The sequence below is a fragment of the Streptomyces sp. NPDC087300 genome (genome assembly GCF_044744425.1).
GTDB lineage: Bacteria > Actinomycetota > Actinomycetes > Streptomycetales > Streptomycetaceae > Streptomyces.
In genome coordinates, this window is the sequence record NZ_JBIUYI010000003.1 from 687,487 (window position 1) to 712,841 (window position 25,355).

A 25,355-nucleotide genomic window follows, 5' to 3' on the forward strand; every position below is an offset into this window, starting at 1 on the left:
CTTGGGGGAGGGCGTGCCAGACCCCGCGAGCCCGGCCTGATCCAAACGAAAGACCCTAGCCGGGATACTGGGTCGTACCGCGCGTGACGTACGACCCGTGCCCGGCGCGCCCGGTGAACTCCCGCTGGTCGATGACCAGTTCACCGCGCGAGAGGACCGTCTCCACCCGCCCGGTGGTCCGCTTCCCCTCGTACGCCGAGTAGTCCACGTTCATGTGGTGGGTCGAGGCGGACATCACCTGCTCGGCGGCCGGATCGTAGATCACCACGTCCGCGTCGGCGCCCGGCGCGATCGTGCCCTTCTTGCCGTACATCCCGAACATCCTGGCCGGGGCCGCGCAGGCGATCTCGATCCAGCGGCGGCGGGTGATGTGCCCCTCCACGACGGCCTGGTGGAGCAGGTCCATGCGGTTCTCGACGCCCGGCATGCCGTTCGGGATCTTCGAGAAGTCGCCGCGGCCCAGCTCCTTCTGGCCGGTGAAACAGAACGGGCAGTGGTCGGTCGACACCACCTGGAGGTCGTTCGTCCGCAGCCCGCGCCACAGCGCCGCCTGGTGCTCACGCGGTCGCAGCGGCGTCGAGCAGACGTACTTCGCGCCCTCGAAGTCCGGCTCCGCGAGGTTGTCGGTGGACAGGAACAGATACTGCGGACAGGTCTCGCCGAAGACCGGAAGTCCCTTGTCCCGCGCGGCGGCCAGCTCCGCCAGGGCCTCCTCGGCCGAGACGTGCACGACGTACAGCGGCGCCTCCGCGACCCGGGCGAGCTGGATCACCCGGTGGGTCGCCTCGGCCTCCAGGATCGCCCTGCGCACCTCGCCGTGGTAGCGCGGATCCGTCTCGCCGCGGGCGAGCGCCTGCTGTACGAGGACGTCGATCGCGATGCCGTTCTCCGCGTGCATCATGATCAGGGAGCCGTTGGTGGCGGCCTTCTGCATCGCGCGCAGGATCTGCCCGTCGTCGCTGTAGAAGACCCCGGGGTACGCGGTGAAGAGCTTGAACGAGGTGACGCCCTCGCCCACCAGGCCGTCCATCTCCTTGAGCGTCGACTCGTTGACGTCGGAGACGATCATGTGGAAGCCGTAGTCGATCGCGCAGGTGCCCGCCGCCTTGGCGTAATAGGCGTCGAGCCCCTCACGCAGCGAGCGCCCCACCGACTGCACCGCGAAGTCGATGATCGTGGTGGTGCCGCCCCAGGCCGCCGCCCGGGTGCCGGTCTCGAAGGTGTCCGAGGAGGCGGTGCCGCCGAACGGGAACTCCATGTGCGTATGGGCATCGACGCCGCCCGGGATCACGTACTTCCCCGTGGCGTCCAGGACACGGTCCGCGCGCCACTCCTGGGTTCCCGCCGCGGCGAGCGCCGCAATGCGGCCGTCCTCGATCAGTACGTCGGCGTGGACCTCCTCGGCGGCCGTGATCACGAGACCGCCGGTGATCAGAGTGCGAGTACTCATGGGGGTACTCCCCTTCCTGTTCCTGCTTCCTGTACCTGCGGAACTGACGGGAACCCGGGCGTGAACTAGACGCTGCCGAGGGCCTGTTCGAGGATCGAGGCGCCTTCCTCCGCCTCCGCCACGGTCAGTGAGAGCGGCGGCGCGACGCGCAGCACGCTGGTGTCGTGGCCGCCGCCCTTGCCGATGAGCAGTCCGCCCTCGCGGGCCGCCTCCAGCACGGCGGACGCCGCCGCGAGGTCCGGCTCGTCCGTGCCGGGCCTGACCAGCTCGATGCCGATCATCAGGCCGCGTCCGCGCACCTCGCGCACGCCGGGCAGCTGGGCGCAGATCGCCCGCAGCCGCTCGATGAGCAGTCCGCCGACGCGACGCGCGTTGCCCTGGAGGTCGTGTTCCAGGAGGTACGTGAGGTTGGCGAGGCCCGCGGCCATGGTGACCGGGGAGCCGCCGAACGTCGAGATGGAGTTGGCGTCCAGGCAGTTCATGAGCTCGGCGCGGGCCACGACGCCGCCGATCGACATGCCGTTGCCGATGCCCTTGGCGAAGGTGAGGATGTCCGGCGGGCCGTTCTCCGCGTGGGCCTGCCAGCCCCAGAAGTGGTCACCGGTGCGGCCCAGACCCGTCTGCACCTCGTCGGAGATCCACAGGATGCCCTGCTCGTCGAGGACCTCGCGGAACGCGGCGTACAGCCCGTCGGGCGGCGAGGTGAAGCCGCCGACGCCCTGGACGGGTTCGGCGATCAGCGCCGCCACTCCCCCGCGCGCCTGCCCGAGCACGTCCCGCAGATCGGCGACGCAGGCCTCGGTGAACTCGGCGTCGCTCAGGGCGGCGTAGGGGCCGCGGGCGCGCACGCCGCCGTGCACGTACAGCGTCTGGAGCGGCGAGAGGCTGGTCGGCGACCAGGCGCGGTTGCCGGTGATGCCGACGGCCGTGAAGGAGCGGCCGTGGTAGCTGTTGCGCATCGCCAGGATCTGGTTGGAGCGGCGGTACGCGGTGGCGAGCATCAGGGCGGTGTCGTTGGCCTCGGTGCCCGAGGTGGTGAAGAAGACCCGGGCGTCGGGGATGCCGGACAGCGCGGCGACGCGTTCGGCCAGGTCCACCATCGGGCGGTTGAGGTACAGCGTCGAGGAGTGGATGATCCGCGCGGCCTGCTCGGCGACGGCCTTGGTGACCTCGGGCAGGGCGTGCGCGGTGATGGTGGAGAGGATGCCGCCGAAGAAGTCCAGGTACCGCTTGCCCTCGGCGTCCCAGACGTGCCGGCCCTCGCCGTGGGTGAGTTCGAGCGGGCGGCTGTAGTACAGCGCGAGCCAGTCGGGCAGCACGGCCCGATGGCGGTCGTACAGATCCGTCACGGCTCCACCAGCCCTTCGTAGGCGTCGGGACGCCGGTCCCGGTAGAACGCCCACTGTTGGCGTACTTCCTCGATGAGGCCGAAGTCGAGGTCCCTGACGACGAGTTCCTCGGCCTTGTCGCTGGCGCGCTCGCCGACGAACTGGCCGCGCGGGTCGACGAAGTACGACGTTCCGTAGAAGTCGTTGTCGCCGTACTCCTCCTGGCCGACGCGGTTGATCGCGGCGACGAAGTACTCGTTGGCGACGGCTGCGGCGGGCTGCTCCAGCTGCCAGAGGTAGGCGGAGAGGCCGCGGGACGTGGCGGAGGGGTTGTAGACGATCTGGGCGCCGTTGAGGCCCAACTGCCGCCAGCCCTCGGGGAAGTGCCGGTCGTAGCAGATGTAGACGCCGACCTTGCCGACCGCCGTGTCGAAGACCGGCCAGCCCGCGTTTCCCGGCTTGAAGTAGTACTTCTCCCAGAAGCCCTTGACCTGCGGGATGTGGTGCTTGCGGTACATCCCGAGGTACGACCCGTCGGCGTCGATCACGGCCGCGGTGTTGTAGTAGAAGCCGGACTGCTCGACCTCGAAGACCGGGACGACGATCACCATGCCGGTCTCGCGGGCGAGGGCCCGCATCCGCGTCACGGTGGGCCCGTCCGGCACGGGTTCCGCCCAGCGGTAGTGCTCGGCCTCCTGGACCTGGCAGAAGTAGGGGGCGTTGAAGACCTCTTGGAACCCGATGATCTTCGCACCCTGCCGTGCCGCCTCGCGGGCGTGCTCCTCGTGCTTGGCGATCATCGATTCCGTGTCGCCCGTCCAGGTCGCCTGGACCAGTGCGGCGCGTACGACGTTGACCATGAGCTGCTCCTTCACATGCCCTTGAGAGGACGTCAGAGAGCTTCTACGCACGTAGACTTGATGCGTAGATAGGAGAACGTAAGCCTCCGCCGACGGGCTGAGCAAGACCATCGTCGTGAACCGGCTGAGTCGATCACGTTTCGCACCCGAGCGGGCGAGAAACGGACCGGGGGCGCGGGGATCCGGACCGGGTCAGGCGCTGAACCCCGCGACGCGCAGTGCGTGCACGAGGTCCCAGTGGTGCTCGTCGGAGACCGCCTTCGCCGTCTCCAGGAGCAGGGGTATGAGACGGCCGGGGTCTGTGTGCGCGCAGCGCGCGGCGTCCTCGGGGGTGCGCACGCGCAGATACGAGTCGAGGAGCGCGCGGGCCTCCCGCTCGCGGCCCGCGTCGATCAGGCCGAGCAGCGCCTCCGCCATCTCGGGCGCGGGGCGTGCGACGCCCTGGCGCAGCAGCTTCCTGCAGTCGTCCGGGCGGCCCGCGCCCGCCAGCGCGTCGGCCACCGCGACCAGCCGGTCCGGTGGCAGGGACGCGACCTCCCAGAGCAGGGTGGCCCAGTCGGCGCCGAGGCCCGCGCGGTGCAGTTCACCGGCGAGGCCGGGCAGGCGCGTCGCGGGCCACATCGCGGCCTCGACGAGCACGCCGTGCGCCTCGCCGCTGCGACCCTCGCCGCGCAGCCGCACGAGCTCTTGCACGGCCGCGGCGGTGATCCGCTCCTCCTCGTCCACGAACCCACCACCGAACCCGTCCTCGAACGTGCCCTCGCGGCCCCCGCCCGCGACCGGCCCCACGTCGCCCTCCGGGCGCGCGAACCGGGCACCACGGGGCGCCGCGTGACTCTCCGGCACCTCTCCCCCGGGGACGGGCTCGGGGGCAGCCGCCGCGCCGCCGCCTCCACCGAACCCCGCGAACCGGGCCCCGCCCCGCGCGCGCCGACGCGACCGGGACTCGGGCTCCGGGGCGGGAGCCTGCGGGGGCACGCGGTGCACGCCGTCCGTGACGCCACGGTCCACGGCACCCGCACCGAACGCCTCCCCGTGGCCATCAGCCCCGGCCCTCTGCCCCGGCTCACCAGAGCCGTCAGCCCCACCCGATCCACCAAGGCCGTCAGCCCCACCGTGCCCAGCGAAACCATCCGCCCCGGACCGCCCGTCGAAACCATCCGCACCAGGCTGCCCCGCAAAGCCATCCCGGCCGCCCCGGTCCGCGAAGCCGCCCGCACCGGGCCGACCACCGAAGCCATCCGCCCCAGACCGCCCCGCACCCCCCTCCGCCCCCGGCCGGCCGCCAAGGCCCCCGTCCCCGCCCCCGATACCCGCATCCGTCCGGCTCAGATCCACCCACGACGGCCGTCGCGCCGCCTCCAGGCGGTCCAGGCGTTCCTGGAGTTCCACGCAGCGCGCCGTCGCCCGTTCGTGGTCGTCGCGGACCCAGGCCAGGTCCAGGTTGATGCGGTCCGCCTCGTCGGGGTCCTGTGCGTCCTTCAGCCGTCTGCCGAGGTCGGCCTCGCGGTCGGTCGCGTAGCGCTGTTCCCTGAGCATCATGTCGAGCCGCTCGCCGAGCAGTTCGCGGCCGCCGGGGCGCGCGTCGTACGCGGTGAGCGAGGCCCGGTGCAGGACGCGGGCGTGCCCGGTCTCCCGCTCGGCCTCCGGCACGCCGCGGTCCGCAGCGAGGTCGTGGAGCAGCGCCTGCACCACGTCCCAGGGGGGCACCTCGTCGCCGTCCAGACAGGCGCGCATGCCGTCCGGGTCCCGTTGCCAGAACACGCCGCACCAGCCGGCGCCCTGGTCGAGCCGCGCCAGCAGCTCCCTCAAGTATTTCGCGAACTCCCTGACCTGATCCGGGAGTTGTCCCACTGCCATCCGACCAGCACCGCCCCGTGGAGCCTGGAGTCTTCCGGTCCGGAAGATAACACCAGTCGCGTTACGGGACGACTACACGCAGTTTTCCGGAATGAGGGCAAGAGTCACAAGGGCACGAGTCACACCCGCACGAGTCACACCGGCACGAGTCACACCGGCACGAGCTCGCACCGCACGACGATCTCGTCGAGCGAGAGCCCGAGCACGGAGGCGAGCGCCGCCACGGTGAAGAGCGCGGGCGTGGGCGCCCGCCCCGTCTCGATCTTGCGGAGGGTCTCCGCGGAGACCCCGGCCTCCGCCGCGACCGACACCATGCTCCGCGCCCCGCGCGCGTCCCGCAGCAGATGCCCGAGCCGCTCACCGCGCTCGCGCTCCTCAGAGGTCAAGGGATTTCGAACCATGGACCCATCGTAGCGGATCCCCATTGAAATACCGGTATAGTAATTGGCATGGTGGAACTCAAGACGAAAACCTCGATCGACGCGATGCGCGAAGCGGGCCGCATCGTGGCACAAGGCCTGGCCGCCGCCCGCGCGGCGGCGCGGGTCGGCGCCTCCCTGCTCGACCTGGACGAGGCCGCGCACGCGGTGCTGCGCGAGGCCGGCGCCTCCTCGCCCTTCCTCGGCTACCGGCCGCACTTCGCCCCGACCCCCTTCCCCGCCGTCCTGTGCGTCTCGGTGAACGACGCGATCGTGCACGGCATCCCGACCGCGTACCGGCTGCGCGACGGCGACCTGGTCTCCATCGACTTCGGCGCCGAGCTGGACGGCTGGTGCGGCGACTCCGCGAGGAGCTTCACGGTGGGCACCGCGCGCCCCGAGGACACCCGCCTGATCGGCACGGCGGAGAGCGCCCTGGACGCGGGCATCGCCGCGGCCGTCGCCGGCAACCGCATCGGCGACATCGCGCACGCCATCGGCACCGTCTGCCGCGCCGCCGGGTACGGCATCCCGGAGGACTTCGGCGGCCACGGCATCGGCCGCCACATGCACGAGGACCCGGGGGTGCCGAACGAGGGCCGCCCCGGGCGCGGCATGCCCCTGCGCCCCGGCATGGCGATCGCCATCGAGCCGATGGTGATCGCGGGCGGCGGCGACCACTACCACGCGGCGCCGGACGGCTGGACGCTGCGCACGAACGACGGCAGCCGCGCCGCGCACGCCGAGCACACGGTGGCGATCACCGAGGACGGTCCCAGGATCCTCACGGCACTGTGACCTCACGGGAACATTCCGCGCACTAGATCATCCGTACGATTCACCGGTGACAGCAGAGATCATCGACTACGGACAGTTCGCGGAACGGCTCCGACAGTGGCAACAGGGCGGTTCCCGATGGGAGTTGCTCGACGCGGTGCAGCGCGAGTGGGGCTACGAGGACCCCGGCGGCGAGCCCGGCCACTCCCGTTGGGGCGGCGAGAACCGGCGGGACGGCATCGACTGGCAACTCCCGGTCCCCCAGGCCCTGACCGAGTGGTGGGATTCGCCGGTCAACTCCTTCGCCTTCAACCCGCGCCTGTACTGGGTCCACACCCAGTGGCCCCCGGCGGTCTCCGACATCGAGCTCGCCCCGGACGACGACCTCGCGCCACCCGGCGCCGACCGCCGGGTCTGCGTCTTCATGTCCGAGTACCACTACAGCCACGCATGGGGCTATCTCGCCGCCGACGCCGAACTGCCCGACCCCCGCGTCGTCGTGAGCGTCGGCGGCGCGTGGGTCGTGCAGAGCCGCTCGCTTTCGGAGTTCCTGACGCAGCTGGCCTTCGAGCGGCTGCCCGCGCACTACGGCTGGACCCTGCGGGTGCCCGCCGCCGAGGCCGACGCCGACCCGGAGATCTTGCACAGGCTGACCGCCTCGTACCGTGAACTCGGCCTGCTGCCCTGGCAGGAGATGGACACCGACGCGCTGTCCTACGGCGGCCCCGACGCGGTGATCCGGCACGGGCGCGGGCCCGGCGCCGGCTTCCTCGTCGTCATCAACGCCCGCACCCGCGACGCCCTCGTCGCGGTCGCCGAGACCCTCGGCGTCGACTGGACCGGCGACAAGGCGATCCGGCAGCCCACCGAGGCGCCCGCACCCCTGGAGGACCTCGGGCCGCTCTCCCTCGCGGTGGGCGCCAGGGATTCCCGGGGCCGCTGGAGCGTCCTCCCGCACGGCCGCGGCACGCCGCACGCGGTGCCGGGCTCCGCCGCCTCGCTCGTCCAACTCCCGGCCGTCGTACGGTCGGTGGCCGCCGACCAGGACGTGACGACGCTCGCCGCGGGCGACTCGGAGGGCTCGGTGCACGTCCTGGAGACGGACGACGAGTCGCCCGAGACGATCACCCTGGCCCTGCACCGCGCGCCCGTCACCGCGCTCACCTGCCTGAAGCTGGAGAGCGGCGAGCGCCTGGTGCTCAGCGGCGACGAGAACGGCGTGATCCGCTACTGGAGCACCCGCCGCAAGCCGCTGCGGGCCCCCTTCGCCCGCCGCCGCTCCCCCGTACGGGCGCTGAGCGCCGCCCGGCTGTCGACCGGGCCCGCGCTCGCGGCCGCCTGGGACGACGGCCTGGTCCGCGTCTGGGACCTCGCGTCGGACGCGGTGGCGGGTCTGCGCATCGGCACCGGCATCAGGTTCCTCGGCCTCGACCCGGACGGCACGCTGAACGTCACCCACCAGCAGGGCACGTCCGCGCTCGGTCTCGACCTCGCGAGGCTCTGGCCGCACCGCGATCTCCAGCTGCGCCTGGACGGCGTCGACTGGGGCTCCCTGTGGACCGCCCGGGGGCCGGGAACCATGATCCCGGAGCTGATCGGCAAGGTCACATCCGACGACAAGAAGACCGCCATGGACGCGGTGCACGACCTCTACCGGCTGCTCGTCTCCAAGGACGCGGCCTCGACCGCCGCCGTCCCCGCGATCCCCTTCCTGGTCGACCTGATGACGGACCCGGACAACAGGTCCCGCAGCACCCTGCTCCTGCTCATCGCGGACCTCGCCGACGTCCGCCAGGCGCGCGGCGGCCGGGGCGACGCCCAGCTCGCCGCGGTCCGCGAGGCGCTGCCCACGCTGCGGTATCTGCACGACGACCCGGAGTCGCCGATCCGCTGGGCCGCGAACGAGCTGGAGCAGAACTGCGCGGCGTCACCCGCCTCCTAGGGTCTTTCGTTTGGATCAGGCCGGATCAGGGAGCGGGGTCTGGTGCGTGCGATCGCAAGGCGGAGGAGGGCGACAACGCGGAGCGTTGACAACCGACGACAACGCCGGAGGGGGCACCTCCCTGCTCGAGCGAAGCCGAGAGCTTGGGGGAGTGCGTGCCAGACCCCGCGAGCCCGGCCTGATCCAAACGAAAGACCCTAGCCGTACGGGGGCGCCGCGGGTCACTTGGCGGGGTGCACCACCATCGCGGAGCCGCCGCCCCTGCGGACCTTCTCCGCGGCCGCGAGCCACTTGCCGTTCGGCAGGCGCTGCACGCCGGTGGCCGCGCCGATCTCCGGGTTCTGCTTGAAGGAGTGGCCGATCGATTCGAGCCGGCCGCGCAACGGGCTGTCCCACAGGCCGGGTTCGAGCTCGGTCTGTGCGGCGTTGCGCTGGCTGGCGCGCGGCGCGGCGATCGCGTCGACCAGCGGCAGGCCCCGGTCGACGAAGCCGGTCAGGGTCTGCAGGACGGTGGTGACGATGGTGGCGCCGCCCGGCGAGCCGAGCGCCACCACGGGCTTGCCGTGCTTGAGCACGATCGTCGGGGCGATCGAGGAGCGCGGCCGCTTGCCGGGACCCGGCAGGTTCGGGTCGTGCACCGCGGGGTCGGCGGGCGCGAAGGAGAAGTCCGTCAGCTCGTTGTTGAGCAGGAAGCCGCGGCCCGGCACGGTGATGCCGCTGCCGCCCGTCGATTCGATGGTGAGGGTGTAGGAGACGACATTGCCCCACTTGTCGGCGGCCGTCAGGTGGGTGGTGTTCTCGCCCTCGTACGTCGTGGGGGCCGCCTTGTCACCGGCCGCGCACGCCGCGGGGTGGCGCGGGTCGCCGGGCGCGAGCGGGCTCTTGAGCACCGCGTCGTCCTTGATCAGGCACTCCCGCGCGTCCGCGAACCGCTGGCTGAGCAGCTCCTTGGTCGGTACGTCCTCGAAGGCCGGGTCGCCCACCCAGCGCCCGCGATCGGCGAACGCGATCCGGCTGGCCTCGATGTAGCGGTGCAGGTACTTCGCCTCGGAGGCCTTGGACAGGTCGGTGCGCTCCAGGATGTTGAGCGCCTCGCCGACGGTCGTGCCGCCGGAGGAGGAGGGCGCCATGGAGTACACGTCGAGACCGCGGTAGGAGGCCTTGGTGGGCTTCTGGTGCTTGACCCGGTACCCGGCGAGGTCCTTGGCGGAGAGGTCGCCGGGCCGGGCCACGCGGCCGGACGCCGGATCGACCGGCGGCTTGTTCACGGTGCGCACGACGTCCTTGCCGATGCCGCCCCGGTACAGCGCGCCGACGCCCTCGCGGCCCAGCTGCTCGTACGTACGGGCCAGATCGGGGTTCTTGAACGTCGAGCCGACCACCGGGAGCTGCCCGCCCGGCAGGAAGAGCTTCGCCGTGGCGGGGAAGTCCTTGAAACGTTTCTGGTTGGACTCGGTCTGCGAGCGGAAGGTCGGATCGACCGTGAATCCGTCGCGGGCGAGGCGCTCGGCCGGCTTCAGGAGCGTGCCGAGCCGTTTGCTGCCCCACTTGTCGAGCGCCGACTGCCAGGTGGCGGGCGTGCCGGGGGTGCCCACGCTCAGGCCGCTGGTGACCGCGTCGTCGAACGCGAGGGGCTTGCCGTTCTCCAGGAAGAGCCCGGAGTCGGCGGTGCGCGGCGCGGTCTCGCGGCCGTCGACGGTGCTGACCTCGTGGGTCTTGGCGTCGTAGTGGACGAAGTAGCCACCGCCTCCGACGCCCGCCGAGTAGGGCTCGGTCACCCCGAGCGCGGCGGCGGTGGCGACAGCCGCGTCCACGGCGTTGCCGCCCTTGCGCAGCACCTCGATGCCCGCCGCGGAGGCGTCCGCGTCGACGCTGGCGACCGCGCCTCCGTAGCCCACGGCGACCGGCACCTTCTGCGGAGCCGGTTCCGCTGAGCGCGTAGGCGAAGGGGGCGTGGCCGCACCGACCGACACCAATACCCCTCCGACCGCCAATAGCGTCAGATTCCGTACGACAGCGCGACGCATTCGTACCTCCAGTCAACAGCCGTCTGCGCAGCGTAACTTCGCGCCCCCCGTCGCGTCAGGACCTCTTCGAACACGGGTCCGTCGGCCCGCTAGCATGCGCCCCCATGACTGACGACGTGCGCACCATCGTCCTCGGCCTGATCGCGGTCGGCATCAGTGCCGTCCTTGGCTGGGTGGCCCGCTCCTCCCTGTGGAAGCGCAGGCTCCGCCGCAAGCAGGCCTTCTTCGGGCTGCCCGAGAACTCCGAGTCGCTGCTCGTGGTCAACCGCGACGCGGGCGGTCCCGAGCTGACCGTGGTGCGCCACGACGTGTTCGCGCTCGTCGAGCTGGCCGCCGTCATCAAGGAGTGCGGGTCGCACGCGCAGATCGTCGCGCACGACGCGGCGCAGCAGGGCTTCGGCGAGCGGACCGAGTTCTGCGTGGGCAGCCCGGTGGCGAACCGCCGGATGGCCGCGCACATGCACTCGCTGCTGCCCGGCGTCCGCGTGAACACCGAGCCGGAGCCGATACCCGACCGCGGCGCCTTCCAGATCGGCAGCGAGCGCTACCGCCTGGAGTCGGGCCTGTGCGAGTACGTCGTCCTCGCCAGGCTCACCGCCGACCAGGGGCAGGAGGCCAGACCCGTCTTCCTCTTCTGCGGCCAGCGCGCGGTCACCAGCCAGGCGGCCACCCGCTATCTCGCGCGCCACCACGAGAAGCTCGCCCGCAAGCACGGCAACAACTCCTTCGTGCTGCTCCTGAAGGTCGTCAACTCCCAGGCGTACGGACCCGACGTCGTCGAGCTCGTCGGGGACGTGACGCGCGCGGCGCAGGCCCCGCTGCCGGTGCCCTCGGGCCGCAGCTCCCATCGCGCCAAGTGACACCGCGCTCACCGTGCGCCGACACCATCCGGGACCTGCTGTGATCTAGCAGGCAATTTCCGGACATCGTGCAGCCTGAAGGCGTCTTCAGGACTCTCTCCGTGCAGTACACACTCGCACGGAGGTACGTTTCCTTGACCCCCCAGAGCTCTTCGAGCCGCCGACGCCCCCTTCGCACCCGCCACGTGGCGACCGCGGGAGTCGCGGTCCTTGCCGCCGCCCTGAGCGCCTGCTCGGGCGGCAGCGGCTCCTCCGGCGACGACAAGGCCGCCGAGAAACCGAAGATCTCGGTGAACCTCTCGGGGCAGCAGGCCAAGGCGGGCGGCCCGGTCGAGGTGAAGCTCGCCGACGGGAAACTGAAGGACGTCACGGTCGCCGACGCCAAGGGCGCGAAGCTGCCGGGCAAGCTGTCGAAGAACGGCACCAGCTGGACCTCGGAGCGCAAGGCCGCGCCGGGCACCGCCTACCAGGTCGAGGCGACCACCGACAAGGGCGGCAGCGCGAAGCACTCCTTCAAGACGGCCGCGCCCGACAAGGTCAACAAGGTGACCCTCGCACCGGGCAAGGGCACCACCGTCGGCATCGGCCAGCCCCTGTCGATCACCTTCGACAACCCGGTGCGCAACAAGGCCGAGGTCGAGAAGCACCTGAAGGTGACGACCTCGAACAACACCGAGGGTTCCTGGGGCTGGATCAAGAACTACGACGGCAAGGACCGCGTCGACTGGCGCCCCAAGGAGTACTGGAAGTCCGGTACGAAGGTGAAGCTGGACGCGCGGCTCAACGGCATCGACTCGGGCGGCGACGACTGGTTCGTGCGCGACTACGCGACGAACTTCACCATCGGCAAGAACCAGGTCGTCAAGGTGAACCTGGACAGCAAGACGGCGACCCTCATCCGCGACGGCAAGAAGCTGAAGTCGTTGCCGATGTCGGCCGGCACGCCGGGCGGCGACAAGGCGTCCTGGGGCGGCACCTCGGTCCTGATGTCGAAGGAGGGCACGATCAACATGCGCTCCGAGACCGTGGGCCTGGGCGACGCCTACGACAAGATGGTCGACTACTCGATGCGGCTCACCTGGTCGGGCATGTACGCGCACGCGGCCCCCTGGAACGCCTCGTACTTCGGCAACACCAACCACAGCTCCGGCTGTGTGGGCATGAGCGACGGCGACGCGGGCTGGCTCTACGGCCAGGCCCAGATAGGCGACCCGTTCGAGGTCACGGGCAGCGGCTCCAAGGGCGTCCCGGACCCGGGCAACGGCTACGGCGAGTGGAACATCTCCTGGTCCAACTGGCAGGCGAAGAGCGCGCTGAAGTAAGCGTGCACGCTTCAACGATCGTTACCGGGGCGTAACTTACCGACGGGTTACCCCCGGTAAAGGATCGCGGTTACCGTCGGGTCACTTTGCACTTTCAACGAGTGAGGAAGTGACCCGTGAGCCAGTCGCACCCGCACCGCGCCCTGCGCACGACCACCGTGGGCGCCGTCTCGGCGACCCTCGTCGCCGGGGCCGCCTTCGGCCTGGCCCCGGCGGCACAGGCGGCCCCGGCCGCGGCGCCGCGGGCCGCGAGCGCCGCCGACGTACGCTTCGTCGACATCCCGGGCGACGGCGGCACGGTCCTCAAGGCCAACGTCTTCACCCCCAAGGACGCGAAGCCCGGCGCGAAGTACCCCTCGATCGTGCTGCCCACCAGCTGGGCCATGCCCCAGATCGAGTACGTCGCCCAGGCCCAGAAGCTCGCGAACTCCGGCTACGTCGTGGTGAGTTACAACTCTCGCGGCTTCTGGCAGTCCGGCGGCGAGATCGAGACCGCCGGCCCCGAGGACATCGCCGACGCCTCCAAGGTCATCGACTGGACCCTCAAGAACACCCCCGCCGACCCGTCGAAGGTCGGCATGGCGGGCGTCTCGTACGGCGCGGGCATCAGCCTGCTGGCCGCGGGGCACGACAAGCGGATCAAGGCCGTCGCCGCGATGAGCGGCTGGGGCGACCTGATCGACTCGATCTACAGCGGCCGCACCCAGCACTTCCAGGCCGCCGCCCTGCTCGGCGGCGCGGGCGCGCTGACCGGACGGCCGAGCCCCGAACTCCGGCAGACCCTCAAGGACTTCCTCGGGTCCAACCTGGACAAGGAGGACGAGATGATCGCGTGGGGCAAGAAGCGCTCCCCCGCGACCTACCTCGACCAGATCAACGCGAACGGCGCGGCCGTCATGCTGGGCAACGCCTGGGGCGACACGCTCTTCCCGCCCAACCAGTACGCGAAGTTCTACGAGCGCCTGACCGGACCCAAGCGCCTGGAGTTCCGCCCCGGCGACCACGCGACGGCGGAGGCGACCGGACTGCTCGGCCTGCCCAACGACACCTGGACCAACACCGAGCGCTGGTTCGACCACTACCTCAAGGGCCAGGACAACGGCGTCGACAAGGAGCAGCCGGTCCAGCTCAAGTCCCGTTCCACGGGCGGCTACGAGGGCTACCCCGACTGGAAGTCGGTCGGCCCGACCCGCGAGAAGATCGCCATGGCGGGCTCCACCACGATCCGGACGAACGTCGACTCGGGCGCCAACGGCGGCATCGCCATCCTCTCGAACGCCCTCGACCAGTTCTTCAAGCTCCCGCCGGTGGCCTCGATGCCGCTGCTGCCGCGGCGTTACGCGGGCGTCTGGCAGTCCGAGCGGTACGACGGCCCCCAGCGCGTGCGCGGGACGGCGAAGCTGCACACCACGCTCTCCAGCACCAAGGAGAGCGGCACCCTCGTCGCGTACCTCTACGACGTGGGCCCGCTCGGCCTCGGCAAGCTGGTCAGCAACGCGCCGTACACCTTCCACGGCAAGACGCCCGGCAAGCCGTTCGGCGTGGACCTGGAGTTGTTCTCCACGGCCTACGACGTCCCGGCTGGGCACCGGCTCGCCCTGGTCGTCGACACGGTCGACCCGCTCTACATCGAGCACAACCCGTCCGGCGCGCAGCTGACCTTCTCCTCGCCCGAGGCGGACCCGTCGTACGTGTCCGTCCCGCTGCGCGAGCAGTGATCACCGGCTGCTGCCGGGTGGGCATGGGCCCTGCGAGCTACTGCGTACCCGGCAGCAGCGTCCCTGGTTCGGCCGGGGCGACTTCCGCGGCCTCGGTCTTGGGATTGCGCCGCTGTCGCCTGGACACCCACTGGGCGAACCACGACAGCAACATGCACATCCCGATGTAGATCGGCGAGATCACCATGACCACGGGGATGAACGGCAAATCGTAGTCGAGATTCGACGCGATGAGCTTCCCGGCATGGAGGAACTCCTCATAGGTGATCAGATAGCCGAGCGAGGTGTCCTTCAGGGCCACCACCAACTGGCTGATGATGGCGGGCAACATCGCGCGTACGGCCTGCGGCACCAGGACGTACGACATCACCTGGGTCTTGCGCATGCCGAGCGCGAAGGCCGCCTCCCGCTGCCCCCTCTCCACAGAATTGACGCCGGATCGGAAGACCTCGGCGAGCACCGAACCGTTGTAGAGCGTGAGTCCGGCGACGAGTGCGGGCAGCGGCTGGACCTTCAGCGCCACGAAGACGAAGAAGATCATCACCAGGACCGGCATCGCCCGGAAGAACTCCACGAGCAGCGTGGCCACCCAGCGCACGGGCCGGTGGTCGGAGAGCCGTCCCATGGCGAGCAGTCCGCCGAGGGCGAGCGCGAGGACCGCCGAGATGGCGAAGGCCTTGAGCGTGTTGCCGAGGCCGCGCAGGAGCAGTTCCTGGATGCCCTTGTACTCGAAGGGCGTCCACTTCGTCGCCGTGAACTGGTCGGTGTCGAAGAGCAGATACAGGATCCAGGCGACGAGCCCGAGGACCACCAGGGTGGACAGCACCCCGTACAGCTTGTGCCGCCGTACGGTCTTGGGCCCCGGGACGTCGTAGAGGGCGGTGGCATCGTGGGAGAGGGCTTTCATCGGGCGACTCCCCAGCGCTTCTCGAGGACATTGAAGATCGCGCTGATGGCGAGGGTGATGATGAGGTAGCCGAGGGCGATCCAGACGAAGGTCCAGATGATGTTGTAGCCGAGCTCGCTGAGCGTCTTGTACGTGCCGAGCAGCTCGGTGACGCTGAACGCGCCCGCGATCGCCGAGTTCTTGGCGAGCGCGATGAGGTTGGAGCCGACCGGCGCGATGACGGAGCGGAACGCCTGCGGCAGCACGACCATCGAGAGCGTCTGACCGAAGGACATGCCCAGGCTGCGGGCCGCCTCGCCCTGCCCCCTGGGCACGGTGTTGATGCCCGAGCGGATCGCCTCGCAGATGAAGGCGGAGGTGTAGCAGCCGAGCGCGAGCACCGCGAACACCTTGAAGGGCAGCACGAGTCCGAAGCGCGGCAGACCCAGCAGCACCGCGAAGAAGAGCAGCGTGAGCGGGGTGTTGCGCAGGACCGTCACCCACACCGTGCCGAACACCCGGAAGGATCCGACGGGCGCGACCCGGAACGACGCCATGAGGAAGCCGAGCACCAGCGCCAGGATCGAGGCGAAGAAGGTGAGTTCGACGGTGCCGACGAAGCCCTTGCCGAAGGTCGAGAAGTTGTCTGTCAGTACGTCCACGTGACGCCTCCTCAGCTCGCCGGGTAGCGGTCGATGGCGGGCGGCTGCGGCGCAGGGACTCCGGAGAGGCCGAGCGTGGCGTCGTACGCCTTCTTCCAGTCGCCGTCCTTCTCGCGGGCCGCGAGCGCGTCGTCGACGGCGAACCGCAGGGCGCTGTCGCCCTTGGGGACGCCGATGCCGTACGGCTCCTTCGAGAACGGCTTGCCGACCACTTTGAGTTCGTCGGGCACCTTGGCCGCGTAGCCGATCAGGATCGCGTCGTCGGTGGTGACGGCGTCGACCTGGTAGGTCAGCAGGTTGTCGACGCAGACCGAGTAGGTGTCGTACGCGACGAGGGTGGCCTTCGGGTAGTCCTGCTGGATGCGCTGGTAGGGGGTGGATCCCGCCGCCGAGCAGACGCGTTTGCCGGCCAGGTCGCCGGGGCCCTTGATGTCCTCCTCGTCGTGCCGCACGAGCAGGCCCTGTCCCGCCATGTAGTACGGGCCGCCGAAGCCGACGAGCTTCTTGCGGTTGTCGTTGATGGTGTAGGTGCCTACGTAGTAATCGATCTGCCCGTTCTGCAGGGCGGTCTCGCGGTTCGCCGACGCGATGGTCTTGTACTCGATCCGCCGCGGGTCGAGGCCGAGCGACGCCGAGATCATCTTGGCGATCTCGATGTCGAAACCGGAGTACGTGCCCGTCGCCGGGTCCTTCTCGCCGAGGTAGGGCTGGTCCTCCTTGGCACCGACCACGAAACGGCCGCGGCCCTTCGCCTTCCGCCAGGTCCCCGAATCGGGCAGCTGGAAGCCGGTCGCCACCTGGTACTCGGGCAGTTCCTCCGCGGCGGGCCCCTTGGTCGGCGGGCTGCCCTCCTTGCCGCAGGCGGTGGAGACGAGGGCGGCCAGGACGAGCGCCGCGGCCAGCCGGGTGGTACGCGTGATGCTGCTGTGTCGCTTCAAGAGCACGTCACCCCCCGTCAGTGCTTGAGGATCTTGGAGAGGAAGTCCCTGGCGCGTTCGCTCTCGGGGTTCGTGAAGAAGTCCTCGGGGGACCGGTCCTCGACGATCCTGCCGTCGGCCATGAAGACGACCCGGTTGGCGGCGGAGCGGGCGAAGCCCATCTCGTGGGTGACCACGACCATCGTCATGCCGTCGCGGGCGAGCTGCTGCATGACCTCCAGGACCTCGTTGATCATCTCCGGGTCGAGGGCCGACGTCGGCTCGTCGAAGAGCAGCGCCTTGGGGTCCATGGCCAGGGCGCGGGCGATGGCCACGCGCTGCTGCTGGCCGCCGGAGAGCTGCGCCGGGTACTTGTCGGCGTGCGCGGCGAGGCCGACGCGCTCAAGGAGTTCGCGGGAGCGCTGCTCCGCCTCCTCCTTCTTGCGGCCGCGGACCTTCGTCTGCGCGAGGGAGACGTTCTGCAGCACGGTCTTGTGCGCGAAGAGGTTGAAGGACTGGAAGACCATGCCCACTTCGGCGCGGAGCCTGGCGAGCGCCTTGCCCTCGTCGGGCAGCGGCCGCCCGTCGAGTCTGATCTCGCCGGACTGGATGGTCTCGAGCCTGTTGATCGTCCGGCAGAGCGTCGACTTGCCCGACCCCGAAGGGCCGATGACCACCACCACCTCCCCCTTGCCGACGGTGAGGTCGATGTCCTGGAGGACATGGAGCTCTCCGTAGTACTTGTTCACATCACGCAGCTCGATCAACGGATCGACGGCCATGGCAAGACCTGCCCACTCTCAGCTGTGTACGTCCGCGCAAACTATCCACGCTTAAACGGGACTTACAGGACGACACGCACGTATGGGCATTAACCGTATTTGAGGCAATTACGGTTACGTTTCGGAGGACTCCGCGTAGACCTGGGAGAGTTCGGGGGCTCCCTGCACCGCCCAGTCGAGCCCCGCCTCCACCACGGGGATCTCCCGGCCGGAGGCGAGCCGGACGACGGGGCTGCCGCCGGGCCACACGTACCAGGAGGCGCCGGGCACCGTGCGCACGACGACCGATCCCAGGTACAGGCCCGCGTCGTTGCCGAGCCAGGGCAGCAGTTCGGGGTCGTCGCGCCAGAGCGGCAGGAGCTGGTCGAGGGCGGCCAACGAGGCCGGGGAGTCGTCGAGTTCGAGCCCGGCGGCGCCGGCCTGGGAGCGCAGCAGCTCGCACTCGGAGAGCAGTTCGGCGACACCCTCGGGATCTTCGTCGAACGCGGCCGCGAGCCCCTCCGCACGCTCGGTCGCGGAGTGCCGCTTGCGCCACTTGTCGAGGAACGGAATGTTCATGATCGGCCTCTCCATCGGGTGGCACAGCCGGATGCGCAGCTGGGCGCGAATGTCCGTATTTCCAAGAATCTATCTTGCATCAGTTGATCACGGAATCAGGTGAATCACCCTGAGGTCTCGAACGGCCGGAGATGGGTACTCGTGGGGGCCTCGGTGAGGTGATCCGGGACCGGATCGGGATCGGGAGGCCGGCGATGGTGTGGTGGATCTGGCTCGTCGTGGTGGTCGTCGCGGCGGGCGTGCTGGTGGGCGGAGTGCTCGGGGTGCAGGCGCGGCGGCGCAGCGGCGGCGTGATCGTGGTGCGGCGCGGACGGCGGCCGCGGGGCGGGAGGGTGCGATGAATCCGGACGCGGTGAATCCCGGTGCGATGGATCCGGGCGCGGTGAACCCCTTGGAACGTGCCGCGCGGATCACCAAACGCCCGGTGGTCACGCTCGGCGGCGAGGCGGTCGCCCAGGTCAAGGACGTGGTGCTCGACGCGGCCAACGGCAGGATCGCCGGATTCACGCTGGCCGGGCGGGGACTCCTCGCGGGTCCGCTGCGCAAGAGCCTGCCGTGGGCCGCGGTGCACTCGCTGGGGGCCGACGCGGTGATGATCACCTCGGCCGACGCCCTGGAGGACAAGGCCGCGGTCGCCTCCTGGGACGAGGCCGCGGCCGGTCTGGTGCGCGGGGCCGGGGTGCTCACGGACCGCGGGCTGCGGGTGGGCACCGTGCTGGACGTGGTGGTCGAGACGGGCCGGGAGGGCCGGGCGGTGGCCATCGAGGTGGACTCGGCCGAGGCGCTCGGCAGGCACCAGCGGAAGGTGTTCCTGCCGCTCGGCGCCCGGCCCGCGATGACCGGCGACACCTTGCTGGTCCCCGCGGCCGACATCGAATACGTGGTCGACGACATCGCCGAGCTGCCCGCCGCGGTGGGCCGCAAACGGCTCATGGAGAAGGGCGGGCACGACCCCGCCGGAGCGGAGGGGACCTCGTGATGCTGTTCAGCCGGACGCTCGGATGCCCGGTCCTGAGCGCCTCCGACGCCTCGCGCGTCGGCACCGTGGCCGGGCTCGTCGTGGACCCGGAGCACGCGAGCATCAGCGCGCTGCGGCTCACCGGCGTCTCCTCGGGCGGCGACGTCATCCCCTGGTCGGACGTGCACGCGGTCGGGCCCGACGCGGTCGTCGTCGAGGCGCTCGCCGCGGCCCGCTTCACCTCCGCGGCCGCCCCCGAGGTCCACAACCCGCTCGGCAAGCGCCTGTTGACCGAACTCGGCGACCTGGTGGGGACGGTCCGCGACATCGCCTTCGACCCGGAGTCGGGCGCCGTCGGCACGCTGCACACCTCGCGCGGCGAGCAGGTGCCGGGCAGCGGGCTGCTCGGGCTCGGCTCGTACGCGGTGGTGATCCGGGTGGTGCCGGGCGGCGGGGCGCACGGGATCACGGGGTGAAGGTGTCCGGATCCGCGCCGTCCCAGTCGCGGTGCCACTCCGCGGGCAGGGACTTCGCGGTCAGGAGCTGACCCGGTTCGAGCCAGGTGAACAGGTCCGCGTACGAGCGGACCGCGTCGTGCGAGACGCGCCGCCGTAGCATGGCCGGGCGCAGCCGCGCCGGGTCGCGCACGCCGAGCGAGGCCATGATCTCCATCGCGCTGTGCACGGTCGCCCGCTGGAACCTGGCCACCCGCCGGTACTTGTCCTCGACGTCGAGCGCCTGCCCGCGCCGCGCGTCCTGGGTGGCCACGCCCACTGGGCAGCGGTTGGTGTGGCAGCGCTGCGACTGGATGCAGCCGACCGCGAACATCATCGCGCGGGCCGCGTTGGTGTAGTCCGCCCCCTGGATCATCCGCTTGACGATGTCGGCGCCGGTGGCCACCTTGCCGCTCGCGCCGATCCGGACGCGCTCGCGCAGACCGCTGCCGACCAGCGCGTTGTGCAGGGTGGTGAGGCCCTCGGTGAGCGGCGTGCCGACGTGGTCGACGAACTCCATGGGCGCCGCGCCCGTACCGCCCTCGGCGCCGTCGACGACGATGAAGTCCGGCGTGACGTCCTCCTCGATCATCGCCTTGCACAGGGCCAGCACATCCCCGCGGCTGCCGACGCAGAGCTTGAAGCCGGTCGGCTTGCCGCCCGCGAGGTCGCGCATCCGTGCGATGAAGCGGACCAGTTCGCGGGGCGTGGAGAACACGCTGTGGTAGCTCGGCGAGATCACCGTGCGACCCTGCGGCACCTCGCGCACCCGGGCGATCTCCGCGTTGACCTTGGCCCCCGGCAGCACGCCGCCCATCCCCGGCTTCGCGCCCTGGGACAGCTTGAGGGAGACGCAGCGCACGGTGTCGCCGGCGGCCTTGCGGGCGAACTCGTCCGGGTCGAAGCCGCCGTCGGGGGTGCGGCAGCCGAAGTAGCCGGTGCCGATCTCCCAGACCAGGTCGCCGCCGTGGCGCAGGTGGTACTCGGAGATGCCGCCCTCCCCCGTGTCGTGGGCGAAGCCGCCCTCGGCCGCGCCCCGGTTGAGAGCGAGGATCGCCTGCGCGGAGAGCGAGCCGAAGCTCATCGCGGAGACGTTCAGGAGGGCCATCTCGTACGGCCGCGTGCAGTCGGCGCCGCCGACGCGCACCGTCGGCGGGTGGTCGGGCAGCGGGCTCGGCGCCATCGAGTGGGTGAAGAACTCGTACCCCGGCCCGTAGACGGAGAGTTCGGTGCCGAAGGGGTCCTGGTCGGCGACGCCCTTGGCCCGCTCGTAGACCGTGGACCGGGTGTCCTTGTCGTAGGGGCGGCCGTCGTAGTCCCGCTCGATGAAGTACTGCTGGAGCTCGGGGCGCACGGCCTCCATGAGGTAGCGCAGATGCCCGACGACGGGGTAGTTCCGGAGGACTGAGTGGCGGCGCTGCGTCACGTCGTACGTCCCCACGGCGCCCGCCGCGAGCAGCGGGCCCGCCGCGGCCCACCACCACGGGGCGGCCGTCACGGCGAGGACCGCCGCCGCCAGCGCCACGATCACCAGCACGGCCACCAGGCCCCTGCGCACCACGCGCTCTCCTCACTCCCCGCCGCCGGACGGCGGCTCCCGACGCCCCGCCGGGCCGCGCTCACCGGCCCGTGGGGACTACTCCCCTTCTTCGGCTCCGCGGCACGCCCGCATGAGTCACCCGGGCGCTCACACGTCGCGGCGGTCCGCGGCGAGGACGGCGACGGCGGCCGCGAGCGGCGGCCAGAGCGCGAGGACGAGCCAGGCCCCGCCGGTCGTCCACGGGAAGGGGGTGGCCGGTGCGCCGGTCTCGACCAGGCGCAGCCACGCCTGGTACGGCGTGGTGTGCCCGGCCACCGCGGACCAGTGGCGGTCGTCGCTGAGCACGCCGGGCAGCAGGACCAGGAGGACGAAGGCGGCGACGACCGCGCTGCCCGGGTGGCGCAGGAGCGCGCCGAGCGCCAGCCCCGCCAGCGCGGCCACGGGTGCGAGCAGCGCGGACGCGACGACGACGCGCCAGGCTCCCGGGTGGCCGAGGGAGACCCCCGCGCCCTTGCCGGACAGGATCGCCTGGGTGAGCCAGAAGGAGGTGCCCGCGACGAGCGCACCGAGTGCGGCGGTGACCGCCGCGACGACCAGCGCCTTGGCCGCCATCAGCGAACGGCGGGCGGGCACCGCCGTGAACGTCGTACGGATCAGGCCGCTTCGGTGCTCCCCCACGATCGCGAGCGCCCCGAAGGCGCCCGCGGCGAGCAGCAGGACCATGGTGGCGTTGGTCGTGAACGCCTCCTGGAGCGGGATGCCGTCGCGGATGAACCTGGCCCGGTGGCCCGCCTCGTCCGCCTCCTCGGCCGACCAGTAGCGGTAGGTGTCGTACGCCTCGCCGACGTTGAAGGCGACGACGGCGAGCGTGGTGATCAGGAGCGCCCAGGGGGTCGAGCGCAGCGAGCGGAGTTTGATCCACTCGGCGGCGACGAGGTCCACGAAGCGGGGGCGCGGTTCGGTGGCCGCGGTCAGCGGGAGCGGCGGCGTCGTGGTGGTGGTCATCGGGGTTCTCCTGCGAGGTATTCGACGCTGTCGGCGGTCAGTTCCATGAACGCCGCTTCGAGGGAGGCGGTGTGCGGGGTCAGCTCGTGCAGCAGGACCCGGTGGCGCAGGGCGAGTTCGGCGATGCGCGGGGCCGCCATGCCGGTCACGTCGAGGCGTCCCGCGCCGTCGGGGGCGACGCTCGCGCCCTCGGCGGTGAGCAGCGGGGTCAGCCCGGCCTCGTCGGGGGTCCGCACGGTCACCGTGGCGCGCGAGGAGCGGGCGGCGAACGCGGACAGGCTCTCCGCGGCGATGAGCCGGCCGCGGCCGATGACGACCAGTTCGTCGGCGGTGTGCTCCATCTCGGACATCAGATGGCTGGAGACGAACACCGTGCGGCCCTCGGCGGCGAGGCGCCGGAAGAGTCCGCGGACCCACTGCACGCCCTCCGGGTCGAGGCCGTTGAGCGGTTCGTCGAAGAGGAGCACCGGCGGTTCGCCGAGCAGCGCGGTGGCGATGCCGAGGCGCTGGCGCATGCCGAGCGAGAAGCCGCCGATCCGGCGCCCCGCCACGTCCGCGAGCCCCACCTCGGCGAGCACCTCGCCGACCCTGGCGGCCGGAATCCCGTTGGTGCGGGCGAGCGCGGCCAGATGGGCCCGTGCGCTGTGCCCGCCGTGCACGTCACCTGCGTCGAGGAGCGCCCCGACGTGCCGCAGTCCGCGCGGCCGCGCCCGGAAGGGGCTCCCGTCGATGGTCGCCGTGCCCGCCGTGGGCTCGACGAGTCCCAGGAGCATGCGCAGCGTGGTCGTCTTGCCCGCGCCGTTCGGTCCCAGGAAGCCGGTCACCTGCCCCGGGCGCACCGTGAAACTCAGGCCGTCGACGGCCGTTTCGGACCCGTACCGCTTCGTCAGTTCGTTGACTTCGATCACGCACACCACGGTGTCGTGAGAGCACCCCCCGCGTCGTCGGACCAGGACTGGCATTCCGCGGCCCGGGTGTCGACCCTGGTTGTACGGCCCAGGTCCGATGCCCGCGCGACGGGCCCGCGGTTACGCTCGGCGCATGCCTGCCCTTTCGCTGTTCTCCCCGCTCAAGCGCGTGTCCGTGGGCGCGTGGGCCGCCGTGGCCTGGTGCCTGGGGTCGGCCAACGCCCTGCGCTCCCAGTTCGGCATTCCGGGGATGCCGACGGGCGACCCGCTGCTCGGCGTGGGCGACTGGGTGCTCGTCGCCGCGAGCCTCTGCGTCGTGGTCGCCGCCGCGCGGCTGTTGGGGCGGCGGCCGCTGACGTCGCTCGCGCTCTTCGTCGCCGCGACGTTCGCGACGACGCTGGCGAACGGCGAGACGGGCATCACGTTCCTGCACTACCTGACGATCGACGTCGCCATGGCCTTCATCGTGGCGGTCGGCGCGCGCCCCGCCCGCTGGACCGCCCTCGTCGTCGCGCTCTGCGTGCTGCCCGGCTACGCGCTCACCCGGCAGTGGTCGGGGCTCCCCGTCCAGCTCGCGCACACCGTCGACACCAGCTGGACGGGCTGGCAGACCTTCTCGTTGCTGGCCGCCGTCGGCTGGCTTGTCGGCAAGTCGGTGCGGCAGTCCCGCGTCTACGCGCGGCGGATGAGCGAGCAGGCCGCGACGCAGGCCGTGACCGCCGAACGGCTGCGCATCGCCCGCGAGATGCACGACACGGTCGCGCACAGCATCGGCATCATCGCCCTCCAGGCGGGCGCCGCCGCGCGGGTCGTCGAGACCCAGCCGGCCAGGGCGCGCGAGGCGATGGTGGCCGTGGAGACCGCGGGCCGCGAGACGCTCTCGGGGCTGCGGCGGATGCTCGGCGCGCTGCGGCAGGCCGATACGGACGCGGCGGCGGGCGGCGCGGCACCGGGTGGGGCCGGGGGCGGCGGGCGCGATGAGGCGCCGCGCGGGCCCGCGGCGGGCCTCGCCGATCTCGACCGGCTGGCCGCGGTGACCAGCGCGGCAGGGGTGCGCGTGGAGGTCGTACGGAGCGGCGAGCAGCGGCCGTTGCCGCCCGACGTCGACCTTTCGGCGTTCCGTATCATCCAGGAGTCGATCACCAACGTGGTCCGTCACTCCGGCGCCGACGCGTGCCGGGTGAGCGTCGACCACCGCACCGAGGAGCTCGTCATCGAGATAGCCGACAGCGGCCGCGGCACGGTCGCGGCCCCCGTCTCCGGCGGCGGCTTCGGCCTCGCCGGGATGCGCGAACGCGCCGCCCTGCTGCACGGGGAGTTCAGCGCGGGACCCCGCCCCGGCGGCGGCTTCCTGGTGACGGCCGTCCTGCCGGTACCCGCGGCCGTGGCAGCGGCGGTGGCGGGATGACCGTCCGCGTACTGCTCGTCGACGACCAGCCCCTGATCCGTACGGCACTCAGCATGGTCATCACCGATGTCCCCGACATCGAGGTGGTGGGCGAGGCCGACAACGGCGCGGACGCCGTGCGCCTGACGGCCGAACTCCGCCCGGACGTCGTGGTGATGGACATCCGCATGCCCGGCATGGACGGCATCGAGGCGACCGGGCTGATCACGGCGGGCGCCGAGCCGACCCGGGTCATCGTGCTCACCACGTTCGACGACGACGAGTACGTCTATGCCGCGCTGCGCGCCGGGGCCTCCGGGTTCCTGGTCAAGGACATGGCGCTCGACGACATCCTCGCCGCGATCCGGGTGGTCGCGGCCGGGGACGCCCTGATCGCGCCGAGCGTCACCCGGCGCCTCATCAAGGAGTTCGCCGACCGGCCCGGCACGGCCCCGCCGAGCCGTGACGTGTTGGTCGAGGGGATCACCGAGCGGGAGCGCGAGGTGCTCACGCTGGTCGGCGGCGGGCTGTCCAACACCGAGATCGCCGAGCGGCTCTGCATCAGCGTGGCCACGGCCAAGACGTATCTGACGCGGCTGCTCGCCAAGCTCGGCGCCCGTGACCGGGTGCAGCTCGTGATCATCGCGTACCGCTCGGGTCTGGTGTCGGCGGACCACTGAGTTCCCGCCCGTCCC

The 25,355-nt window shown here is 71.3% G+C and carries 24 protein-coding genes; 10 read left to right on the forward strand and 14 right to left on the reverse strand.

The annotated features are described in order from the left end of the window. Nucleotides 1-55 precede the first annotated feature (55 nt). The 5 genes from hydA to ACIO9J_RS13865 form a co-directional block, all read right to left on the reverse strand. Complete coding sequence (gene hydA, locus ACIO9J_RS13845) at nucleotides 56-1,450, reverse strand: dihydropyrimidinase (protein ID WP_401997454.1); 1,395 nt, start codon at nucleotides 1,448-1,450, stop codon at nucleotides 56-58. 65 nt (nucleotides 1,451-1,515) lie between these two features. Beyond that, the gene (locus tag ACIO9J_RS13850; protein ID WP_401997457.1) at nucleotides 1,516-2,799 is read right to left on the reverse strand and encodes an aspartate aminotransferase family protein; all 1,284 of its coding nucleotides are present in this window, start codon (nucleotides 2,797-2,799) and stop codon (nucleotides 1,516-1,518) included. Further along, the gene (locus tag ACIO9J_RS13855) at nucleotides 2,796-3,638 is read right to left on the reverse strand and encodes a nitrilase-related carbon-nitrogen hydrolase (protein ID WP_401997460.1); all 843 of its coding nucleotides are present in this window, start codon (nucleotides 3,636-3,638) and stop codon (nucleotides 2,796-2,798) included. The genes ACIO9J_RS13850 and ACIO9J_RS13855 overlap by 4 nt, the downstream gene beginning before the upstream one ends. Before the next feature lie 192 nt (nucleotides 3,639-3,830). Then, nucleotides 3,831-5,498: a hypothetical protein gene (locus ACIO9J_RS13860; protein WP_401997463.1), complete on the reverse strand. Its 1,668-nt coding sequence runs from the start codon at nucleotides 5,496-5,498 to the stop codon at nucleotides 3,831-3,833. Between the two features lie 149 nt (nucleotides 5,499-5,647). After that, nucleotides 5,648-5,899 (reverse strand): helix-turn-helix domain-containing protein, encoded by a 252-nt coding sequence (locus ACIO9J_RS13865; protein WP_401997466.1) that lies wholly within the window; start codon nucleotides 5,897-5,899, stop codon nucleotides 5,648-5,650. A 48-nt stretch (nucleotides 5,900-5,947) separates the two neighbouring features. On the opposite strand from ACIO9J_RS13865, the gene map reads away from it, so the two are divergent. Then, nucleotides 5,948-6,715: a type I methionyl aminopeptidase gene (gene map / locus ACIO9J_RS13870; RefSeq protein WP_401997469.1), complete on the forward strand. Its 768-nt coding sequence runs from the start codon at nucleotides 5,948-5,950 to the stop codon at nucleotides 6,713-6,715. Nucleotides 6,716-6,761: 46 nt separating this feature from the next. Then, on the forward strand, nucleotides 6,762-8,636 hold the full coding sequence (locus ACIO9J_RS13875; RefSeq protein WP_401997472.1) for a hypothetical protein: 1,875 nt from the start codon (nucleotides 6,762-6,764) through the stop codon (nucleotides 8,634-8,636). Nucleotides 8,637-8,857: 221 nt separating this feature from the next. On the opposite strand, the gene ggt is transcribed toward ACIO9J_RS13875, so the two are convergent. Further along, nucleotides 8,858-10,663 (reverse strand): gamma-glutamyltransferase, encoded by a 1,806-nt coding sequence (gene ggt, locus ACIO9J_RS13880; protein ID WP_401997475.1) that lies wholly within the window; start codon nucleotides 10,661-10,663, stop codon nucleotides 8,858-8,860. Between the two features lie 104 nt (nucleotides 10,664-10,767). Between ggt and ACIO9J_RS13885 the strand changes: the two genes are divergently transcribed. The 3 genes from ACIO9J_RS13885 (at nucleotide 10,768) to ACIO9J_RS13895 (ending at nucleotide 14,563) form a co-directional block, all read left to right on the forward strand. Then, nucleotides 10,768-11,523 (forward strand): hypothetical protein, encoded by a 756-nt coding sequence (locus ACIO9J_RS13885; protein ID WP_401997477.1) that lies wholly within the window; start codon nucleotides 10,768-10,770, stop codon nucleotides 11,521-11,523. Nucleotides 11,524-11,708: 185 nt separating this feature from the next. Then, nucleotides 11,709-12,845, forward strand: coding sequence for an Ig-like domain-containing protein (locus ACIO9J_RS13890; protein ID WP_401997480.1), 1,137 nt, complete (start codon nucleotides 11,709-11,711; stop codon nucleotides 12,843-12,845). Nucleotides 12,846-12,961: 116 nt separating this feature from the next. After that, nucleotides 12,962-14,563, forward strand: coding sequence for an alpha/beta fold hydrolase (locus ACIO9J_RS13895; protein ID WP_401997483.1), 1,602 nt, complete (start codon nucleotides 12,962-12,964; stop codon nucleotides 14,561-14,563). Between the two features lie 37 nt (nucleotides 14,564-14,600). Here the strand turns inward: ACIO9J_RS13895 and ACIO9J_RS13900 are convergent, their stop codons facing one another. The 5 genes from ACIO9J_RS13900 to ACIO9J_RS13920 form a co-directional block, all read right to left on the reverse strand. Next, a complete protein-coding gene (locus tag ACIO9J_RS13900) occupies nucleotides 14,601-15,470 on the reverse strand; it encodes an amino acid ABC transporter permease (protein ID WP_401997486.1) in 870 nt (289 codons plus the stop codon). Continuing rightward, on the reverse strand, nucleotides 15,467-16,111 hold the full coding sequence (locus tag ACIO9J_RS13905; RefSeq protein WP_401997489.1) for an amino acid ABC transporter permease: 645 nt from the start codon (nucleotides 16,109-16,111) through the stop codon (nucleotides 15,467-15,469). Before ACIO9J_RS13905 ends, ACIO9J_RS13900 begins: the two co-directional genes overlap by 4 nt. 11 nt (nucleotides 16,112-16,122) lie before the next feature. Next, nucleotides 16,123-17,031, reverse strand: coding sequence for a glutamate ABC transporter substrate-binding protein (locus tag ACIO9J_RS13910; RefSeq protein WP_401998591.1), 909 nt, complete (start codon nucleotides 17,029-17,031; stop codon nucleotides 16,123-16,125). Between the two features lie 35 nt (nucleotides 17,032-17,066). After that, a complete protein-coding gene (locus tag ACIO9J_RS13915; RefSeq protein WP_401997491.1) occupies nucleotides 17,067-17,810 on the reverse strand; it encodes an amino acid ABC transporter ATP-binding protein in 744 nt (247 codons plus the stop codon). Nucleotides 17,811-17,924: 114 nt separating this feature from the next. Further along, nucleotides 17,925-18,368, reverse strand: a complete 444-nt coding sequence (locus tag ACIO9J_RS13920; protein ID WP_401997494.1) for a DUF6278 family protein — start codon at nucleotides 18,366-18,368, stop codon at nucleotides 17,925-17,927. Between the two features lie 194 nt (nucleotides 18,369-18,562). On the opposite strand from ACIO9J_RS13920, the gene ACIO9J_RS13925 reads away from it, so the two are divergent. The 3 genes from ACIO9J_RS13925 to ACIO9J_RS13935 are packed head-to-tail and all read left to right on the forward strand — an operon-like array spanning nucleotide 18,563 to nucleotide 19,802. After that, a complete protein-coding gene (locus ACIO9J_RS13925; RefSeq protein ID WP_401997497.1) occupies nucleotides 18,563-18,709 on the forward strand; it encodes a hypothetical protein in 147 nt (48 codons plus the stop codon). Further along, on the forward strand, nucleotides 18,706-19,347 hold the full coding sequence (locus ACIO9J_RS13930) for a PRC-barrel domain-containing protein (RefSeq protein ID WP_401997500.1): 642 nt from the start codon (nucleotides 18,706-18,708) through the stop codon (nucleotides 19,345-19,347). The genes ACIO9J_RS13925 and ACIO9J_RS13930 overlap by 4 nt, the downstream gene beginning before the upstream one ends. After that, the gene (locus ACIO9J_RS13935) at nucleotides 19,347-19,802 is read left to right on the forward strand and encodes a PRC-barrel domain-containing protein (protein WP_401998594.1); all 456 of its coding nucleotides are present in this window, start codon (nucleotides 19,347-19,349) and stop codon (nucleotides 19,800-19,802) included. The genes ACIO9J_RS13930 and ACIO9J_RS13935 overlap by 1 nt, the downstream gene beginning before the upstream one ends. Here the strand turns inward: ACIO9J_RS13935 and ACIO9J_RS13940 are convergent. The 3 genes from ACIO9J_RS13940 to ACIO9J_RS13950 all read right to left on the reverse strand — a co-directional run bounded on the left by ACIO9J_RS13940 (nucleotide 19,792) and on the right by ACIO9J_RS13950 (nucleotide 23,273). After that, nucleotides 19,792-21,381, reverse strand: a complete 1,590-nt coding sequence (locus tag ACIO9J_RS13940; protein ID WP_401997503.1) for an FMN-binding glutamate synthase family protein — start codon at nucleotides 21,379-21,381, stop codon at nucleotides 19,792-19,794. The two genes, ACIO9J_RS13935 and ACIO9J_RS13940, sit on opposite strands and share 11 nt — an antisense overlap. A gap of 126 nt (nucleotides 21,382-21,507) precedes the next feature. Continuing rightward, on the reverse strand, nucleotides 21,508-22,365 hold the full coding sequence (locus tag ACIO9J_RS13945; RefSeq protein WP_401997506.1) for an ABC transporter permease subunit: 858 nt from the start codon (nucleotides 22,363-22,365) through the stop codon (nucleotides 21,508-21,510). Further along, a complete protein-coding gene (locus ACIO9J_RS13950) occupies nucleotides 22,362-23,273 on the reverse strand; it encodes an ABC transporter ATP-binding protein (protein ID WP_401997509.1) in 912 nt (303 codons plus the stop codon). The genes ACIO9J_RS13945 and ACIO9J_RS13950 overlap by 4 nt, the downstream gene beginning before the upstream one ends. Before the next feature lie 133 nt (nucleotides 23,274-23,406). Between ACIO9J_RS13950 and ACIO9J_RS13955 the strand changes: the two genes are divergently transcribed. Then, on the forward strand, nucleotides 23,407-24,681 hold the full coding sequence (locus ACIO9J_RS13955) for a sensor histidine kinase (protein WP_401997512.1): 1,275 nt from the start codon (nucleotides 23,407-23,409) through the stop codon (nucleotides 24,679-24,681). Beyond that, on the forward strand, nucleotides 24,678-25,340 hold the full coding sequence (locus ACIO9J_RS13960) for a response regulator (protein WP_401997515.1): 663 nt from the start codon (nucleotides 24,678-24,680) through the stop codon (nucleotides 25,338-25,340). The genes ACIO9J_RS13955 and ACIO9J_RS13960 overlap by 4 nt, the downstream gene beginning before the upstream one ends. Nucleotides 25,341-25,355 lie beyond the last annotated feature (15 nt).